The 18,174-nt window shown below is 64.7% G+C and carries 16 protein-coding genes; 9 read left to right on the top strand and 7 right to left on the bottom strand.

Features of this window, described 5'->3' with window-relative positions:
* From BLR02_RS26320 to BLR02_RS26310, 4 genes are all read left to right on the top strand, one after another.
* Positions 1 to 1,376 (top strand): DUF3987 domain-containing protein (locus BLR02_RS26320; protein WP_090665249.1); only part of this gene is annotated, 1,376 nt, incomplete at its 5' end.
* Between the two features lie 110 nt (positions 1,377 to 1,486).
* Positions 1,487 to 1,978, top strand: coding sequence for a hypothetical protein (locus tag BLR02_RS29005; RefSeq protein WP_143018322.1), 492 nt, complete (start codon positions 1,487 to 1,489; stop codon positions 1,976 to 1,978).
* A gap of 243 nt (positions 1,979 to 2,221) precedes the next feature.
* Entirely contained in the window at positions 2,222 to 2,452 is a 231-nt protein-coding gene (locus BLR02_RS29835) for a hypothetical protein (RefSeq protein ID WP_090665248.1), read from the top strand.
* 125 nt (positions 2,453 to 2,577) lie between these two features.
* Complete coding sequence (locus BLR02_RS26310; RefSeq protein WP_090665247.1) at positions 2,578 to 2,874, top strand: hypothetical protein; 297 nt, start codon at positions 2,578 to 2,580, stop codon at positions 2,872 to 2,874.
* A 159-nt stretch (positions 2,875 to 3,033) separates the two neighbouring features.
* On the opposite strand, the gene BLR02_RS30195 is transcribed toward BLR02_RS26310, so the two are convergent.
* Both BLR02_RS30195 and BLR02_RS26300 read right to left on the bottom strand, forming a co-directional pair.
* Positions 3,034 to 4,449, bottom strand: a complete 1,416-nt coding sequence (locus BLR02_RS30195) for a pentapeptide repeat-containing protein (RefSeq protein WP_218128084.1) — start codon at positions 4,447 to 4,449, stop codon at positions 3,034 to 3,036.
* A 434-nt stretch (positions 4,450 to 4,883) separates the two neighbouring features.
* Positions 4,884 to 5,222: a hypothetical protein gene (locus BLR02_RS26300; protein WP_090665246.1), complete on the bottom strand. Its 339-nt coding sequence runs from the start codon at positions 5,220 to 5,222 to the stop codon at positions 4,884 to 4,886.
* Between the two features lie 208 nt (positions 5,223 to 5,430).
* Between BLR02_RS26300 and BLR02_RS26295 the strand changes: the two genes are divergently transcribed.
* From BLR02_RS26295 to BLR02_RS26285, 3 genes are all read left to right on the top strand, one after another.
* Positions 5,431 to 6,093 (top strand): AAA family ATPase, encoded by a 663-nt coding sequence (locus tag BLR02_RS26295; protein ID WP_090665245.1) that lies wholly within the window; start codon positions 5,431 to 5,433, stop codon positions 6,091 to 6,093.
* A gap of 21 nt (positions 6,094 to 6,114) precedes the next feature.
* A complete protein-coding gene (locus tag BLR02_RS26290; RefSeq protein WP_090665244.1) occupies positions 6,115 to 6,375 on the top strand; it encodes a hypothetical protein in 261 nt (86 codons plus the stop codon).
* A gap of 372 nt (positions 6,376 to 6,747) precedes the next feature.
* Complete coding sequence (locus BLR02_RS26285) at positions 6,748 to 7,680, top strand: replication protein RepA (RefSeq protein WP_245704971.1); 933 nt, start codon at positions 6,748 to 6,750, stop codon at positions 7,678 to 7,680.
* A gap of 96 nt (positions 7,681 to 7,776) precedes the next feature.
* On the opposite strand, the gene BLR02_RS26280 is transcribed toward BLR02_RS26285, so the two are convergent.
* The 5 genes from BLR02_RS26280 to BLR02_RS26260 form a co-directional block, all read right to left on the bottom strand.
* A complete protein-coding gene (locus BLR02_RS26280) occupies positions 7,777 to 8,988 on the bottom strand; it encodes a phospholipase D family protein (RefSeq protein WP_090665243.1) in 1,212 nt (403 codons plus the stop codon).
* Positions 8,985 to 10,628: a restriction endonuclease subunit S gene (locus BLR02_RS26275; RefSeq protein WP_090665242.1), complete on the bottom strand. Its 1,644-nt coding sequence runs from the start codon at positions 10,626 to 10,628 to the stop codon at positions 8,985 to 8,987. The genes BLR02_RS26280 and BLR02_RS26275 overlap by 4 nt, the downstream gene beginning before the upstream one ends.
* Positions 10,625 to 12,082: a type I restriction-modification system subunit M gene (locus BLR02_RS26270; protein ID WP_090665241.1), complete on the bottom strand. Its 1,458-nt coding sequence runs from the start codon at positions 12,080 to 12,082 to the stop codon at positions 10,625 to 10,627. Before BLR02_RS26270 ends, BLR02_RS26275 begins: the two co-directional genes overlap by 4 nt.
* 123 nt (positions 12,083 to 12,205) lie before the next feature.
* Entirely contained in the window at positions 12,206 to 14,659 is a 2,454-nt protein-coding gene (gene hsdR / locus BLR02_RS26265) for an EcoAI/FtnUII family type I restriction enzme subunit R (protein ID WP_090665240.1), read from the bottom strand.
* A gap of 105 nt (positions 14,660 to 14,764) precedes the next feature.
* Positions 14,765 to 15,415 (bottom strand): recombinase family protein, encoded by a 651-nt coding sequence (locus BLR02_RS26260; RefSeq protein ID WP_090665239.1) that lies wholly within the window; start codon positions 15,413 to 15,415, stop codon positions 14,765 to 14,767.
* 1,263 nt (positions 15,416 to 16,678) lie between these two features.
* On the opposite strand from BLR02_RS26260, the gene BLR02_RS26250 reads away from it, so the two are divergent.
* Both BLR02_RS26250 and BLR02_RS26245 read left to right on the top strand, forming a co-directional pair.
* On the top strand, positions 16,679 to 17,011 hold the full coding sequence (locus tag BLR02_RS26250) for a hypothetical protein (RefSeq protein ID WP_090665237.1): 333 nt from the start codon (positions 16,679 to 16,681) through the stop codon (positions 17,009 to 17,011).
* On the top strand, positions 17,008 to 18,174 hold a 1,167-nt coding region (locus BLR02_RS26245), incomplete at its 3' end, for a hypothetical protein (RefSeq protein WP_218128083.1). The genes BLR02_RS26250 and BLR02_RS26245, both read left to right, overlap by 4 nt.

The following is an 18,174-nucleotide window of genomic DNA, read 5'->3' as shown; positions in this document are numbered from 1 at the left end:
TGGTCGATGCTGCCAAGGCGGCTGCGGCACCAACCGATTATGTCGCGGCGCCACTGCTTGCCGCCGCATCCGCGGTCATCGGCAACGGCCGGTGGGCACAGGCTTATCCCGGATGGAAGGAGCCGCCGCACCTCTGGTGCGTGTCGGTCGGCGACAGCGGCGGGAGCAAGTCGCCCGGGGCCGACGCTGTGATCTCTGGCGTCTTGCCGACCATCGAGGAGCGGATGGCTGGCGATTTCCCCGATCGTCGGCGGGAATGGCAGGCCGCGTCCGAGATTGCGAAGGCTCGCAAGGAGCAATGGTCCCAGAATGTGCGGGACGCCCTGAATGACAAGAACAAGGGGACCCCACCACCGCCGCCGCCAGCCCTAGACAGTGATCTCGTGGAGCCGATGGCGCCGCAGCTCGTCATGCATGACGTGACGCATGAACAGGTTGCTCTGCGCCTGAATAACGGATCGCCCAAGGGGCTGCTCATGGTCCGCGACGAGCTGGCCGGGCACCTGCTGGGAATGAACCGCTACTCCGAGGCGGCCCGGTCCTTCTGGCTGGAGAGCTACGGCGGGCGCCCGTACCGGGTTGACCGCGTGAAGCTCCCGATCCCGATCAACGTCCATCATTTGGCGGTGGCGTGGTGGGGCGGAACACAGCCATCGCGCCTTGCCGAGATCATGGGGGAGGCCGACGACGGGTTGCTCGCGCGGCATGTGTGGTTCTGGCCTGAGCCAGTGCCGTTCGAACTACCGAGCAAAGCGCCGAACATGCAGTGGGCCATCGATGCGTTCGAGCGACTTCGGCTGCTGGAGATGGAGCCGGCCAGCGACGGGCAACCGACACCCATTGTGGTGCAGTTGGCGGATGACGCGCTCCCCGCGCTGCGCGACTTCGCCCGCGAGATGTCCGAGAGGCAACAGGATGCGGGCGGGCTGCTGAACAGCGCCTTCGGCAAGGCCCGCGGGCTGGCGCTTCGCCTGTCTCTGGTTCTCGAATATTTGTGGTGGGCCGGGGAGACGGGGATGCGGGCACCGCCCACGGTGATCACGCGCCGCGCCTTCCTCGCCGCGACGATGCTGGTCGCCGACTACATCCTGCCCATGGCGGAGCGGGTCTATGGCGACGCTGCGGCCTCGCCCAGTGATCGAGGCGCCGCCACCCTCGCCCGGTGGATCGCCAAGACTCGCCCAAAGGAGGTTCATGTCAGGACGCTGCAACGCGATGTGCGGCTGCCCGGGCTGGGAGAGGCAAAGGCCATCCATGACGCTGCCCATGCGCTGGTGGATGTCGGATGGCTGCTCCCGCCCGGCGGGAGCGGTGCGCCAGGACGACCACGCGCCAGCTATCCGATCAATCCAGTGCTCTGGACCATGCTCCCATGAGCCGATGGGGCGACCTATTCCGAGCCACACCCCCGGACACAATCGACACAACTGCCAAAACCCAGGCGGCGGCTGCGGCTGCGACTGCCCAGGGAGGAGTTCTGTCTATTGTGTCCGCTGTGTCAGAGGGGGAGGCGGGGGACACCAGCGAGCCATGGGCTGCGCCAGGGAGCGATGGCCCGCCCGACACCTCCACCCCGCCCGGCCCGGGCTCGTGGCTCCGCTCGATTGCCGCGTCTGTTGCCCGGGCACTGGCGGAGGGCGCGCACCGCGAGCGCGACCCCGATGGCTGGCTCGTGCTGGTCCGCCCTAACGGCCGCCAGACCATGGTGGCGTCGCACATCGTCGCCTCGCTGGCCGAGGCCGGGCTGCTGCCCCCACTGCCGCCGGAGCAGGAGGCAGACACCTCCGGCCTGGGCTGCCCACCTTCCTGGTCCGAGCCTTCCGAGCCACCACGGGGCGCTTGGTGCTGGTGCTGCGGCCGGTTCACCCAGAGGGGCGGGCGCTGGTGGCACGAGGCTGATAGGTTGGGTTGGTGCTGCTGGACCTGCCATCCGCCCGATGGGCTGCCCGCGACGGCCATTGTGGAGCTGCGAACCTGATCCGCCGCAGGCAGAATGCGGGCAAGGACTAGGCCCGGTGGTGGGCGGAAACACCTGGTCAACAATAGGACCTGGACGATGGAGACAGCCATGCAGTCGGGCAGCGAAGCCGAAGAAGCGCTACTTCCCGGCGGCCATGTGGAAGGCCATGCAGCGCGTTCTCAGGGCCAGCATGACCACCTCCCGGCACAACTCGACGGACGATCCCGCCGCCGGGGTGGCCAGCCGGGGAACACGAACGCCTTGAAGCACGGCCGCCGATCCCGGTGGGCGGAGCTGCGGCGGGCGGAGACGGCGGTGACGCTGAAGGCGGCGGCCTGGCTGCTGGTGCAGCTCGACGCCCTGCCGGGCTACCGGTGCCGGCCTCGACCGCTCCGGGCTGACCAGCTCCAGCACCTCGATGTGGAGGCGGTGGAGCTGCTGGCCAGGCTGGGGGTGCTCAAGGATAGCGGTTCTGCTGCGGAACGCTGCTGAACCAGCCCGGCCGGGGCGACGTTCGAGGCCACTCCAAGCGAAAAACCTGCAAGCCTTCAAGGCCGTCCCGTTTCACGGGCGGCCTTCTCTTTGCGCGGTCGTCGGCGACCACCAACATCCGCGGCATGAGCCTGTCCCCCAACCAGCCGAAGTCGAAGATCACACCCGAAGAGCGCCAGCGCCGAGCCACAGACCGGCTGACCATGATCCGGTTGAGGATGGCGATCGGCCGCGAGTTGGACGAGCGGGGCATCACCACGCCCGCCGCGGTTGGCGCCGCCCTTGGGATGCCGGCGGCTGAGGCGACTGGTCTGCTGAACCGGAAGCAGTGGCGCGAGGGCGCCGTCGAACAGCTCGAGGCTGCGGCGGCACGGTTGGGGGTGCGAGTACCGGAACCAGCAAGTGAAGGCTGGCCGAGCTGAACGGCGCCGCTCCCAGGCAAGCGGCCGTTTCCTCGCCTGCAGGGCTGCCGCAGCAGCGCCGGCTCACCTGCGATGCGCGAGGGTTATCGCAGGTGAAGATGAGGCACAGAACGAAGCAACGGGCGTTTTCGACCGATTTAGATCCGGGTTAATTCAACCTTATTGAGAGCCGGAAGGGGCTCGCGGGGACGAGGGCGGAACTGAAGGTGGCGCATTGGCCTGCCGGAGGCGGATGAGGCTATCTTGCTCGTATAGCTCCCAACCCGGTGGTGGCATGGATCGTGTTTGGGGAAGCCCTGTTGGCGACTGATCTTGTGGATGGCGGTCAGCTATGATGGCATCGAGCAGATAGGCGCCGTCTAGATCGTTTGCGAACACCTTAAGCTGGCGCAGGTCGGCTCCGACTAGAACAGCCCTTTGCAGGTTGGCGCTGTATAGCTTGGTTTCGCGTAGGTTCGCCCCGATCAAATAGGCATCGCGCAGGTCGGCGCCTTTTAGGTCGGCTCCCTGCAGGTTGGCGCCGGTCAGCACGGCGTTGCGTAGGTCCGCGTCAGCGAAGGTAGCACCGGCCCGGGTAAGCGTTCCAATGTCAACGTCGGCGGCCACCAAGCTTAAAAGTAATTGTCCGCGCTCGGGACTGCGGGGTCGCTCCGCGAGGCGGGGCATAAGCACGGGCGTGGGCACGGGCGTGAGCCCTCGCACCTTACTGACCCTTTCTATTGCCCCTTGGATGGTGCGCTCTACGAACCCATCAGACCAATTACGATGACCCGGGACCTCGGCAGTCCAGTACTGCGTTGCGGTGCGGGTAAATGCCACAATGCGTGCGACTAATCCTGGTGGAAGCCGGACTGCCTCCATCTCAGGCTCACTCGCCTCATTGGGCGGCCTCACATCAAGCTGCTTGTTGATTTGATCGCGTATGCGCGCGACCTCCTGCACGATTGAGAACAGTTCGGCGAGGAGCCCGGCCCGCCGTTGCGCCTCAGCCGTTACCGTCTGCAGGTCGAGCTTCGTATTCTGATCGCGCAGCAGTGCTGTTTGCTCTTGGAGCTTCTGGTTCTGTTCGCCTAGCAAGACCGTTTGCCGGAACAGCAATACAGTGCCCACTAAACCGCCAAATGCGATCACCAGACCGAGCGTCAATTGGGTCGTAATTTTCCGTTCTAAAAACGAGCTGTACCATACAGCGGCTTTGCTCGAGCCACTCCATACATGGCCTAGCGCGGCTTTGAGGTTGCCTTCGGCCAGTGTGTTGTGAACTGCGACTGCATCTTCAACGGCGTGACCAAGCTCGGCCCTGACCCAATTAATCAAGCGTGGCATTATCCAGCGCCTGAAAACGAGGGCCGCAGCTAGTATTGCTACGAACATTCCCGCAACCATTGCTAGGAATGGGATAAGAACAGAGTTTAACTGCTGAGTGGAGGGGTTAAGCTCGTCAAAAAACAATGCGTAGGCAAGAGCGAAGCCCATTAGGCCACCCGCTGCAAGCAATATTGGCGTTGTACTGAAGAAACCCTGTGATTTTGCCTTGTCCGCTTGCGGTTGTTGCGGAGTTGTCGTGCCGTCCAACGTTGTTTGTTCCTTGCCAGTGCTGCATCGCTAGTTTTTAAGTGCCGGGGCATACCGGCACGAAGTAGGGCACGCTTGGCTTTCTTTGGATAGATCTCGACCGAAACTCTGCTGGCGATTTCGCGGAGCTGGTGGACGCCATCGCCGCCTGCGGCCTGCCGCCGCCGAACCTGGTCGTGGGGCATTTGGACCCTCCCCGGGCGACTGCTTCAACAGCACTTGCTGTGGCTACTAGCGGAAAGCTACCGTTCAGGCGGCCGAGCGAGGTAGTGCCGAAGCTGCGGTGCAGCCGATGCGGCGGCGGGGCGACATCGTGGGATTGAGCGGTCCGCCCGAGACGCCAGGGCAGAGAGAGACGTGGATGCTGCTCCGGCGTGGCGTCGGCCAGTGGCGCAATTGACGCCTCACGCCAGTACTAGAACGGCTGGCGGGTCTTAGCCCCTTACCACCAGCGCCCAAGCCCGCAGCGCCGCCCCGCATATCGCCAGCGGCACGGTCCGCCCCCAGTGGCCGATGTGCGGATGGGATAGCCCATCAGCGGCGAGGCCGGAGCGGCAGCAGGCTGCATAGGTCTTACCCGCCGAGTGGACGCTCGGCATCCACTCAAAGCCGGGCGGGAGGAGCTGCTCCGCGGCGCTCGTCTCGGTCGTGTAGGGCAGGACCGGCCCGGCTCGGCCGAGCACGTCATGAATGAAGTGGTCAGCCTCGGCGCTACCGGCCGATACTTGGCCGAGCCGGTTAGCGATGCGGAAAAGGCGGTCGAAGCTAATCACTGCTTGGTTTTTGGGACCACCCGCATGTAGCGAGGCAGCAGCCGCTCATTCTGCGCCCGATGCGTTCGATCGAGGCTGGTGAACTCGCCAATGCCAAGGCTGTCGTCACCACCATCTGCTGATGCTGGGAGTCCATACTCTTGTCACCTGCTAACCTCTGCCGTATTTCTGATGCACCGGAAATGCACCGCAAAGGTATGGAAAAAGTATGGGAAAGATACTGATAGCCGGCGGCATTAAAGGGGGCATTGGCAAGTCTACCTTAGCCGCCAATCTCGCTGTGCTAGCGGCGCGAGCCGGCAAAGACGTGCTTCTTGTGGATGCCGATCCGCAGGAGACCACGGCTACTTGGGCGGCAGCTCGGAGCGAGCAGACGGGCGATCTGGCACCCGTGACCACTGTCACCATTGTCGGCAAACAGATCCGGGATGAGCTGCGGCGCTTGGCTGACAAGTATGCGGTCGTGGTTGTGGATGCCGGCGCCCGCGACACCAGCACCCAGCGAGCCGCCTTATCGGTTGCAAACCTCGTTCTGCTCCCCTTCCCTCCCCGTGGCCCGGATCTCTGGACCTTGGATGCTGTGGCCCAGACCATCAGCGATATCCGGACCATCAACGAGGGACTACGGGCCGCCGCCTTCGTGAACCGGGCTGACCCCATCGGCAGCGACAATGCTGAGGCGGAGGCTGCCTTTGCAGAGCATGCCGAGGTCATAGAGGCCGCCCCCGTGCGGATCGGAAACCGCAAGGGCATTGCCGTGGCCCATCTGATGGGGCTAGCCGCCTGCGAGGCCCAGCGCCCTGACACAAAGGCCGTATCTGAGCTGGATGCACTCTACCGGTATGCATTGGATACCGCAGATGCACCGTGAAAGTGTTCGAAAGGTGCATTCATGAACAAGCCCAGCAAGTTCTCTCGCCCTTCCCGTGAGCCAACCTCGGAAGAGGTCGACCGCGTCATTGGCAAGGCCGAGACGCGGGATGAGCCAGCGCCGGCAACGCCCCCGCCAGAGGCTGAGGTGCGCTTCACGATGGTTCTGCCGACCGGCCTGTCGGATCGGGTAGACAAGGCCAGGAAGGCGGCTGGCGGCATGGCGCGGCTAGCCTGGATACGCCTCGCCATTGCGGAGAAGCTGAACCGAGATGGTATGTAGGAGGTATCTACTACATACTGTCTCCGTGCTTTCTCGGTGCATCAGGTGCACCGACCGATGCGATCAAGCCGACATCGCCAGTGCGGGCTTCAGCTGCTTCCAGTGTGGAATGCACGTCAGATCCCGCCCAGGCCGCGCTTCACATGCCTCAGGCGAGGCTTGGTCGAGTCGGTTGGACTTTGCTCACGGGCCTGGACGCTCATCCACAGCGGTCAGCTTGGACTCTACTCACACTCCAAGCTGGACTTAACTCACGCGAATCGGGGTTATCCCCAGGACCTTGCTCACACAAACTAATAGTAAGCTCTAATAGCCTTCCAATAGCTTGCGTGAGGACAGTCCAACTTGCGCTAGAGGGTAACTTCGTCTCGGATGACCGCCATGGGGGCTGTTCATCACCTGATCCAGACCAGGGGCATTGAGGAAGCTAGGCGCGAGGCAGCTAGCGCCTCTGCACATCAGCGCCTTTGTGTCGAAGCAGCTTTTGAGGTTATGGGGGATGAGGCGGGCAAGATCGGCATCGCACATGCTGGCTTCGCCATGGCCGCCCTACCGCACAAAAAGACGTCCGAGACGGTCTGGGAACGAGAAGGAGGCTCAGTCAAGCTGTTGGTCGAGAGTGGTCTCGACATCAACCGCCGACCGATCGGCATTCCCTATGGATCTATCGCCCGGTTGATCCTGATCTACTTGCAAACGCAGGCTGTTCGAACCCGTAGCCGGGAGGTCGAACTCGGCACGTCCATGAATGCTTGGCTTAGCGCGATGGGCTTACCGATCGGTGGGAAGACCTACCAGCTGGTGCGTGAGCAAGCGCGCCGACTGTCACGGTGCCGCCTCACGTTCTTCCGCCGCGCAGGCGGATCTGAGCTTGTGACGAATGGTGCGTTCGTTCGAGACTCGATCCTGCCCTTGGACTCTACTCACGGCCAGATGCGGCTCTGGCAGGAGCAGGTCACGCTGGACGAGGGCTTCTACCAGTCGCTGATCGACCACCCGCTCCCACTGCGGGAGAAGGCCATCCAAGCGGTCTCTGGCCGCTCCATGGCGATCGATATCTACGTCTGGCTGGCATACCGGCTGCACGTGCTGTCTGGACCGGTGGAGGTGGGCTGGCCTGCGCTCAAGTCGCAGTTCGGCGAGAGCTACAAGGAATTGCGCTTCTTCCGACGGGACGTGCTGCCCTCGCTGGATCTGGCGCTAGCGGCTTACCCGGAGGCGAAGGTCCTCATCGATGAGAAACGGGGCCTTACGCTTTACCCATCGGCTCCGCCCGTGCCGGAGAGGAGGTTACTAGCGGGGTAGGCAGGGCTCAGCTTCCGGCGGCAGTGCCGCTGTGAGCCAGCCCGCGTCGAATGGCCGCGGGCGCGGAAGGTGATGCCAAAAGGTACCCGGGACGGTTTACCTACTGAGACGGCGTCGCCCACGCGACAGCAGGATGAACGACCCAGAATCCGGCGACAGCTCCATCAACATCTGTGACCCGCGCCGCTCCACCGCCTCCAGGCGCCGTTCGGGCTGCAGGCCGACGACCGGGTTCCACACCTCGTCCGTCTCCTCATCCACCAAGCGTTCGTTGCCGAGTTGTGGCAGCCACTTCTCCGGCGGGTCAAACTCGTACTCGAAGGCCTCGGCGAGACGGTCCTCGATAAGCGCCGTGACCTGCTGCTTCCCCGAGGTCGGGTGCGGGCGGAAGGTGCGCGGTGCCCGCTTCAACTCGGCCCGCGGGCGCTGGTCCACGAACCAGTCGGCGTCGATCTCCGCGGAACCGGCTCGGGCGTCGATCGCCTGCACCTTGGCGCGAAAGCTCTGCGCCACATTGGCAAGCGCGGCTAGGCCGTCGCGTGGCATGGCGGGCAAGTGGGGGAACAGGTGCAGGTGCACCTGGGTATGGATCGAGTTGATCTCCTGAATGCGCCGGTCGACTTCGAAGTACACCGCCTGGCCCACGGCGGGGGCGATGCCGGCGGCAGCCTCGGCCATCACCACCAGGCTACGGCCACCGGTGCCGGTGCGGGGCATGTCGGTGATGTCGGTCTTCAGCCGGTCAAGGTAGTCGGCGTACCAAGTGGCGTAGGCCTCCTTCAGCGCGGCGTCGTAGACCACGGCCACGCGGTAGGCTTCCTCGATATGGGCGCGGATATCGGCGAAGCCTGGCTCGCTGGCGGGGCCTTCCAGCAGCACCGCGGCCTCCCCGTTCCGGCCGCGCAGGGCAAAGCCGGTGAGGTTGTGGGAGCCAACGAAGGCGGCAGCAGTGCCGTCCGGCATCTCGAAGTAGTAGATCTTGCTGTGCAGCATCGGCCGCAGGCGTTCGAAGGGGTTCTTCGGCCAACCGGTGGCGCGGGAATAGCCGAGGTGCAGCCGGGCGGCGCTGGCAGGCAGGCCGCTGGTAATGAGGCTGTCCAGCGCCTGGAACGCTTTGAAGGTGCCAGCGCCCAGCACCAGCCGGGTGATCTTCGGCGCCGAAGCGCCGACCTTCAGCGCGGCAACGCCATCCGGCGTGGCGAAGCCAGAGATGATGCGGGCTTCCCGGCAGCGCGCGAGGCGGTCCCGGATCAGCCGGGCGATGTTGTGGTGCGGGTAGGCGTCGAGGAAGCGGGCGGCGAGGGTCACTGGGCGGCCTCCAGCAGGGTCTCCTCGGCGGGCTGCAGGGCCTGGCGCAGCGTCGCCTCCAGCAACCTGGCGCGAGTGGTGCTGGCGGTGGTGAGGCTGGCTTCCAACTGGTCGCAGAGGGCCATCAGCGCGTTCACCTTGGCGACGATGCGGTGCTGCTCGGCAAGGGGTGGCAGGGGAAAACTTAGCTTTGCCAAGGCACGCCCTGTGAAATGCGGAATTCCTACCCCTGTGAAGTAGGTCTGCATTATACCGCTATCGAAATATACGAAGCAGCAGTAGGAAAAGTAGTTCGAGTCGAGTTCAGCGTTTGGCCGCACACGGTGAAGCGCTTTTTGGAAGACGACCACTTCGTCGCCTCCCGGCCATACGGCAGCACGACCAATCCCGTGACCGCCCTCGCAGATCAGCACATCGCCTGCACGAAGGCGGTACTCCTCCACCTCCTCTTCGCTTAGCGGAATTGTCTTGAGGTCAGCGGTCCTGATATCGAACCAGTGGACGTTGGTGTTTCCCAGGTAGGGAACTGGCGCCCCTTGGTTTTTAGCCGCATCCAGCATCTTGCCCAGCCGCGCCGATGCCACATCGGCTACGCTCACCCACCGCCAACTAAGAGGCAGTGGCATAGCCAATCGGCCTTCAACTGGCTGTCCCAGATCGGCCGTGTTTGCCCACCCTCCATCCCCCGCGTCTTGCGGTACCAGTTTTCCGCGCACCGCAAGATTCAGGGTGGTCTGGCGGAGCTGCTTGATCTGGTCGGGGCGGGTGGTGAGCGCGGGCAGGGCGTCGAGGGCGAAGCGGACGTCAGCCGGGAAGGTCTCGAGATCGGGGGTGTTGAGGCGGGCGAGGCTCGCCGCCGCCAGCCGGTCGCGCGTCGCCTCCCGCGCCGTCCGCGCCGCCTCCAGCCGGTCGCACAGCGCCATCAACTCATCCACCTTGGCGACGATGCGGTGCTGTTCGGCCAGGGGTGGAAGAGGAATCTCGATGCCGTTCACCTGCTTCGCCGACAGGTGCTTGACTGTGGTCTGCGAAGTGAGGCCATGAAGGTGATCAAGCACGAACTGCAATGGTAGCCGGACGTACTCAGAGGTAATCCCGCATCGCCAGCCATTGATTCGCATAACGCGCTGATTCAAGAGTGCGTCCGGTCCTCGCCAACGGCGCAGATTGAAGTCACCGTCCATGCCGACAAGGTAGTCCCCTGTCTTGACTATGTATTCTGATTCGAAATTGCCGTCGAAGTAGGCCTCCGTATCCATGCTGGCAATGTCGCGGATGCGGATGAGTGGCATTCCGCGACGCTCGCTATTGAACCTTGCCGACGAGAAGGCAAATCCATATGCAGGCTTGGCGATTTCAATGAGGCGCGCCCAACGCCAATGTTCTGGTACCTCGGAGATGGAATCCTCACGCCGGACCTGAACTGCATTTGTCGGCTCACGAACCGCTCCTGCTTTCAGAAGCCGCGCCCACTCTTGCTTCACCTGCTGAAGGAGCACCGAGGCGGGTTCATCTTCCGTCTCCTGCGGCACCAGCTTCCCCCGCACCGCGAGGTCAAGCACAAACCGCCGCAGCCGCGCGACGGCATCCGGCGCCTCCGCGATCCGCGCATAGTGCGCCAGCAACGCTGCGGCGTTCATCGCGCCAGCGCCTCGGCCAGGATCGCCTTCAGCTCGTCCCGCAGCCGCGCCGTCTCGGCCTCGGCGGCGTCCAGTTCGGCGAGCAACGTCTCCGGGTCGCCGTGATCCTCGGCCACCGTGCTCGGGTTCTTGATGTCGAGATTGTAGCCCCGCGCCTTCACCGCCTCGGCCGTCACCCGCCAAGCCTGCAGCCCCTCCACCCGCCCCGTGCGCGAAGCCCCACCCCACCAAGCGGCGCAATCGGCCAGGTGCTCCTGCCGGATCGGCCGGGTCATGGAATAGGCCTTCTGCCCCTCCGGCACCTGGTGTTCCCAAAACCAGGTCTCCCGCGTCGGCTCGCCCTTCTCGAAGAACAGCAGGTTGGTGCCGATGGAGGCATAGGGGCGGAAGACGCTGTTGGGGAGGCGGACGATGGTGTGCAGGTTGCACTCCTCCATCAGATGCTCCTTCAGCCGGGTCTTCACGCCTTCGCCGAACAGCGAGCCATCCGGCAGCACCACCGCGGCGCGGCCGCCCGGCTTCAGCAGGCGGATGATCAGCGCAAGGAACAGGTCCGCCGTCTCCCGCGTGCGGAAATGCTGCGGGAAATTGCTCTCGATCCCGTCCTCCTCCCGCCCGCCAAAGGGCGGGTTGGTCAGCACGATGTCCACGCGCTCGGACTGGCTGTAGCTGATGTAGGGCCGCGCCAGGGTATTGTCGTGGCGGACGAAGCCCGGATCCTCCACCCCGTGCAGCAGCATGTTGGTGACACAGAGCATGTGCGGCAGCGGCTTCTTCTCCACGGCGCGCAGTGCGCCCTGCATGCGCCGCTCATCCTCGGGCTTCTTCACGTAGCGGTCGCGCATGTGACGCATGGAGCAGGTCAGGAAGCCGCCGGTGCCGCAGGCGGGGTCGAACAGGGTCTCACCTGGGCGCGGGTCGATGCGGTCCACCATGAAGGCAGTGACGGCACGCGGGGTGTAGTATTCACCGGCGTTCCCGGCGCTCTGCAGGTCGTTCAGCACCTGCTCGTAGACCTCGCCGAAATGGCGGCGCTCGACCAGGTCATTGAAGTCGACGCCGGCGATCTTGTTGACCACCTGGCGCATGAGCTGGCCGGACTTCATGTAGTTGTAGGCGTCCTCGAAGACGCCGCGGACGACGCGGCGGCGGTCGCCCGGCTGGCCCGTCAGGGGCAGGGTTTTCAGCGCCGGGAAAAGCTCGGCATTGACGAAGGTCAGCAGCGCGTCGCCGGTGATCCCCTCCGGGTCCGCTGCCCAGTTGCGCCACTGGAAGCGGGCGGGAATGGGGGAGAGGTAGCCGGGGCTCATCTCCTCCAGTTCCTGGTCCTGGTCGTCGATGATCTTGAGGAAGAACATCCAGCAGAGTTGGGAGATGCGCTGGGCGTCGCCATCGACGCCGCTGTCCTGGCGCATGATGTCCTGGATAGACTTGACGGTGTTACGGACGGACATGAGTGGCTCAAAACCTCAATTTCTGGAATATGACCATTTCGATGTCGCTGACGCACCAGGTGCCTTCCTCCGGGTAGGGGAAGGCGATAGCTGGCGTGCCTGCTTAGCGCAGGATCGGCATGGTCATGCGCTTTCCTGATAAAGCGCCGTCTGCATCTCCTGCACTGCCTGCTCGAAGCCTGGCCGGCCACCGAAGGCGCGGATCAACTGCACCGGGGTGCCGAGCGCGGTGAAGGGGGCGATGCGCAACACCTCGGCATTCTCCAGCCCCGCCATCCCCTCATCGGCGTATTTCGCCAGCAGCGCCTCCAGGACCGCGCGGGCCTGGGGGCCGTACTTGGTGAAGGCGTCGCGCTTCTGGACATTATCCGCCCGCTCCCGCCGGGTCAGCGGTGGGCGGTCGAAGGCGATGTGGCAGATCAGGTCGAAGGGGTCGAGGCCCTTACCGATCTCCTCGGCAATGGCGCCGAGGGGCAGGCCCTCGGCCGCCAACTCGTCGATGATGGCCTGCTTGCGCTCGGTGCCCTTCCAGCGGTGGAGGAAGGCATCGAGACTGGCGAAGCGCTGCCGCAGCGCCTTGCGGGTGAAGTCGCGCAGGCTCTCAGTGACAAGCTTGCCGTCCTCGTCCAGGTACTCGACCCGCTCAGCGATGATGGAAGCGCCGACGCCGTCGACGTAGACCTTTTCACGCTTCGTGCCGCTGGGCGGGATGCTGATGTCGGGCGTCTCGCCATCCACTACCGTCTCGTCCTGCTCCGGCGTCTGGGGCAGGATATCGCCCTCCTCATCGGTGGCGGGGGTGTCGTTCGGTGGGGTAATGGGATCAGCCTCGCCCGGCTCATAGATCTGGACAGGCTCACCATCGAATTCGGGGTCGGCGAAGTGGCTGGTGGCGCCGCGGAAATCCATCAGGGTGAAGTAGAATTTCCGGGTGTCCTCGTGGACGCGGGTGCCGCGGCCGACAATCTGCTTGAACTCAGTCATCGAGCCGACTGGGCGGTCGAGCACGATCAGGCGGCAGGTCTGCGCATCCACCCCAGTCGAGAGCAGACGGGAGGTGGTGACCAGGACGGGGTAGTAGGATTCCGGGTCGATGAAGTTGCCGAGCTGGGCCTGGCCCTCGGTGTCGCTGCCGGTGATGCGCATAACATAGCGAGGATTGGCGTCGCAGAGGTCCTTGTTCTCGTTCACCAGCGCTTGGCGCATGCGGGCGGCGTGCTCCTCGTCGACGCAGAAGAGGATGGTCTTCTGGAAGCGGTCACCGCTTTCGCGCAGGAAGTCGGAGACCTTCTTGGCAACAAGGGTCGTTCGGTCGTCGAGCACCAGCGTGCGGTCGAAGTCCTTCTGGTTGTAAATATGGTCCTCGACCTCCTGGCCGTCGCGGTCGAGTGTGCCCTTGGCGGGGCGGTAGCCCTCCACGTCGCGGTCGATGTGGACCTTGATGACCTTGTAGGGGGCGAGGAAGCCGTCGCGGATGCCTTGCTTGAGGGAGTAGGAAAATACTGGCTGGCCGAAGTAGTCGATGTTGGAGACATACTTAGTCTCCTTCGGCGTGGCGGTCAGGCCGACCTGCGTGGCACCGGAGAAATGCTCCAGGATCTCGCGCCAGGCTGAGTCCTCGGCGGCGCTGCCTCGGTGGCACTCGTCGATGACGATGAGGTCGAAGAAGCCCGCAGAGAATTCCTTGAAGAGCTTCTGGCGCTCTTCTGGGCCGGTGATCGCCTGATAGAGGCCGAGATAGACTTCGTAGGCGGTGTCGATCCGACGCTTTCGGTCGAGCGCGATGGTGAGATCGACCTCGGTGCCGTCCGCGCGCTCGATGGTCTTGGCCTGGGTGGAGAGCTTCGCCATGGCCGCGCCGAAGGGCCGGAAGTCGTTGACCATAGTCTGATCAATCAGCACGTTCCGGTCAGCGAGGAACAGGATACGCTTCTTGCGACCCGCTTTCCACAACCGCCAGATGATCTGGAAGGCCGTGTAGGTCTTGCCCGTCCCGGTCGCCATGACCAGCAGGATCCTATTCTGGCCCTTGGCAACCGCTTCGATGGCGGCGTTGACGGCGTTGACTTGGTAGTAGCGCGGCGCCTTGCCGCTGCCGTCGTCGAAGTAGTCCTGGAGGACGATTTGCTCGGCCTCGACGGTTAGGCCCTTCCAGGCGCTATACCTCGCCCAGAGATCGGCTGGCGATGGGAATTGGTTGAGGGTGAGGTTGATTTCCTTGGCCGCGCCCGTGCCAGTCCGGTCGTGGAAGACGAAGCCGTCGCCATTCGAGGCGAAAACGAAGGGAATTCCCAGCGTCTCGGCATATTCCAGGCCCTGCTGGATGCCATCTCCGACCGCGTGAGTGTTGTCCTTCGCCTCGATGAGAGCGATGGGCAGGTTAGACTTGTAGTATAGCACGTAGTCGGCCCGCTTGGCCTTGCCGCGGGTGACCAGCTTGCCCCGCACGATAATGCGGCCCTTCGTGAAGCCCACCTCCTCGCGGATTTGCAGCATCTCATCCCAGCCCGCTTGCTTGATAGCAGGGGTGATGAATTTGGTGCAGATGTCGCGCTCGCTTAGATCCTTCTTGTTCATTCACCGCTTCCAGTGCTGACCACCAGCGTCATGTGTAGACGGCCAGACCAGCCTGGTGCGCCCCCGTCTGTCTCTGTCTCCGGCGTCTCGGCACCAGCCGATGTGTCACCGGTTGGCAAGGCGGGTGTCTTTGAGCAAGCGGGAGACATGGGCGGCACTGAGGACCGCCCCTGTGACCGTGCGGAAGCCTTCTTCGGCCATGGCTTCGGCGACTGCGCGTAGTGATCGACCAGGGGCGAGGCGGCGGGCGGCAGCGACCTGTGTGGCATCCTTCAGGGGCCCCTCGATCCGCCGGCCAAGTTCTGCCGACTTTCGGTCCCGCGCGGCCTTGAGCTTGGCGACCAGGTTAGCCTTCTCGAACTGCGCCACGGCCCCAAGAACCTGGCGAATCAGATCCTGCGTCGGCGTCGAGGCAGTGAAGGCATCGGGGTCGTCGCTAGCGACCAGCGTGTACCCAGCCTGCTGGAGCACCTGATAGCCGGTCTCCTGCACGATCAGGTCCCGTGCGAAGCGGCTGGCATTCTCTACGATGATGGTGCGGCAGTCGTGCTCCGCACACCACGCCAGCATGGCTTGGAAGCCGGCCCGAGCGTCGATCCGGTCCGCCCCTTTTACGGCGGCATCGGTGAACTCCTGGCGGATGGTGAGGCCGGCGCGGGCAGCATGGGCGGCACAGGCCGCGCGCTGGCGCGGCACGCTGTCGCCATCCACGTTGGTTTGGCTTGAGGTGCGGTAGTAGGCGACAGCGCAGTCCATGGCCGGTCTCTTTACAATACCATAGATGTATCAGGTTCCTGAGTACCTGCAACAACGAGGGGATAGGATATCATTCCAGAGCGCACACGACCGCGTGCTGATGGTGTGGCCCGGCACCGATGCTGGAGACGGTGGGCGCCGACCACCCCCGGACACAACCGACACAACTGCCAAAAACCCCCAGGCCGTGGAGTTCTGTCAGTTGTGTCCGTTGTGTCAGAGGGGGTGACGATGGCGGCGCCATGCAGGCGCCGACCGCAACCGGACCGAGCCCGTCGATGGTGTGACAGCAGGTGCGGTGGTGGTGGCGGAGACGCTCGACGGCGCTGGTGCGTTGGGTGACGGTGGCGGTGGTGGCGCCATGTCGTGAGCCCAGACAGGGGCGGGAGACGAGACAGGCCAAGCCGAGACAGCGCAGCTCGGCCAAAGCCGCACGGCGCGTGACACGCAAATGCTGGCCGGCGCGACCCCACCTACCCGGGCCCCCATTGGCTCCAGGCAAAGACCCGTCCCGTAGCTCATAGGATTTCACTCACTCGACGACCTTGCTCGCTCGACGCCCGAATTTTTCCGAGACCTGACCCCAAGCTTGTCCAGGAGACACCCCGGCACCTCTTTCTCGTGCAGGTCCGGGGGGGTAAATTTGCGGACACCAACTATTCGTGGTGGGTCCACATCGGTCTGGAAGTACATTCTTCGCGCCTATTCTTATGGTTGGCCTGTTGTTTCGTAGACTCCTGCCGATATCTGGCGCTATCTAGCGGGGCGACGCGCACAGGTTGGCCCCTGTAAAAAGGCTCAATTTTCATAGCTTAGTCGGACCACCACGCGGCGCGGGACGACTGGCAAGCAGCAGAGGTCTCCGAGAGGAGGCCCGCTTGTCGGTGGTCCGTCATGTCCGAAGCAAATCCCGCCCCGCCCGCCGCAGAGCCTGCCGAGGCTCTGCTTATCGACGTGAGGGGCGTCTGTGGCCTTGCCCGCATCTCGACGCCGACAATCGAGCGCCTGACCGCGGCCGGCTTGTTCCCGGCACCTCGCGTCGTGCCTGGCTGCAGGGTGCGGCGGTGGTTGAAAGCCGACATTGAGCAGTGGGTCGCGGCGCTGCCGCCGGCCCGCGGCGCCGTCCAGCCCGAATAGAGAAACCCCCACCGGCGCGGACGCTGGCGGGGGCTCGGGTAGGCTGTGAATGTGTGCGCACCACATCATAGCCTGTTTCACCGACCGCTTCCATTGCGTCCCGCCGTCATCACCAGAGGTGACGACATGAGTGAGAACCGAAACTGCTTCCATGCCGGCGCTGCCGCCCGGCTGCACATCCTGCCTGACCAGGGCGAATACCGATTTGTGCTGATTCTCGCCAAGCCGCCGGTTGACGCCGTGCCGGCGAGCCTGGGCCGCCGTGGTGAGCTCACGGCCATCCTCCCCCACGACCGCGGGGCGACTTGGCCGCACCGAGACGGCCAGGCGATTGCACGAGGAGTGCTTGCCCAGGGCGGCGCCATCGCCTTGGGTTTCGTCACCCTCGCGGATGCTCTGGCCTGCAAGACGCGCATCGACCACGACAACCGGGCCTCCGCCCCGGGCGGTGCGGCGTGAGCGCCGACAGCATGGGTCCGATCAGCATGGAGGTCGTCGCGCCGATGCCACGCTGGGTTGGCTGGAAGAACGTCCTCCGCGACAACAAGCCCGACGCCAAACCCACGAAGGTCCCCTTCGACGCAAGGACCGGACGATTGGCCGAGGCCGACAATCCTGCGACCTGGGCGCCCCGCAGCGCGGCCGAGCGATGGGCAGCACAGCACGTCAACGGCGAAGGCGGCGGCGTCGGTCTGGAGCTGGGCTCTCTCCAGAAGGGGGGCACCCTCGCCCTTGGCGGCTGTGACCTCGACACCTGCCGCGATCCCGCCTCCGGGGAGATCGAAGCCTGGGCAATGGAGGTGATCCATCGCTTCGCCAGCTACACCGAAGTGTCCCCATCGGGGACCGGCGTGAAGGTCTACTTCTTGTACTCGACCACTGTCTTGCCACCCCTACGCGCCGCCATGGGCAGCGAGTACGGCAAGACGTGGAAGCGCCCAGGCAAAGAGCACCCGCCCGCCATCGAGCTGTGCTTGGCGAACAAGTACTTCACGGTGACCGACCAGCACCTGACCGGCACGCCGACCGACATCCAGCCGGTCGATGCGGCGACGTTGCTGTGGGTGGTGCACGAGGCTGGCCCAGCCTTCCGCGCGACTGGCAAAGCATCCCAGAGCAGCGCCGCTCCGGGCGGCGGCGACGCGCTGGTGGCTCGCCTCCACCAGGCGATAGGGTCCAACGCCACCCTCGCCCGACGCTGGGCGGGCGACACGGCGGACATGAATGACGGCAGCCGGTCCGCGCTCGCTATGGCGCTGGGTGCCTTGCTGAAGCGCGAAGGCTTCGACTTCCAGGAGACGTGCGCGCTGCTGCGGCACTGCGAGCACACTCGCGAATGGGTTGCCGACAAGGGCGAGGTGGCGGGAGCCCGCGAGCTGCAACGGCTGTGGGATCGGGCGAGCGCCAACACCGCGACCGGCGAGCCCTTGCCGCCGCCGGATACACCCGATCTCCGGGTGATGCGCCTGCATCGGCGTCCGCCACCGGCTCTCCCGCTCGATGTCTTCGGGCCATGGCAGGGTTGGATGGTCGATGCTGCCAAGGCGGCTGCGGCACCAACCGATTATGTCGCGGCGCCACTGCTTGCCGCCGCATCCGCGGTCATCGGCAACGGCCGGTGG

The organism is Belnapia rosea, from assembly GCF_900101615.1.
GTDB classification, from domain to species: Bacteria; Pseudomonadota; Alphaproteobacteria; order Acetobacterales; family Acetobacteraceae; genus Belnapia; species Belnapia rosea.
This window is presented reverse-complemented; position numbering and strand designations above follow the sequence as displayed.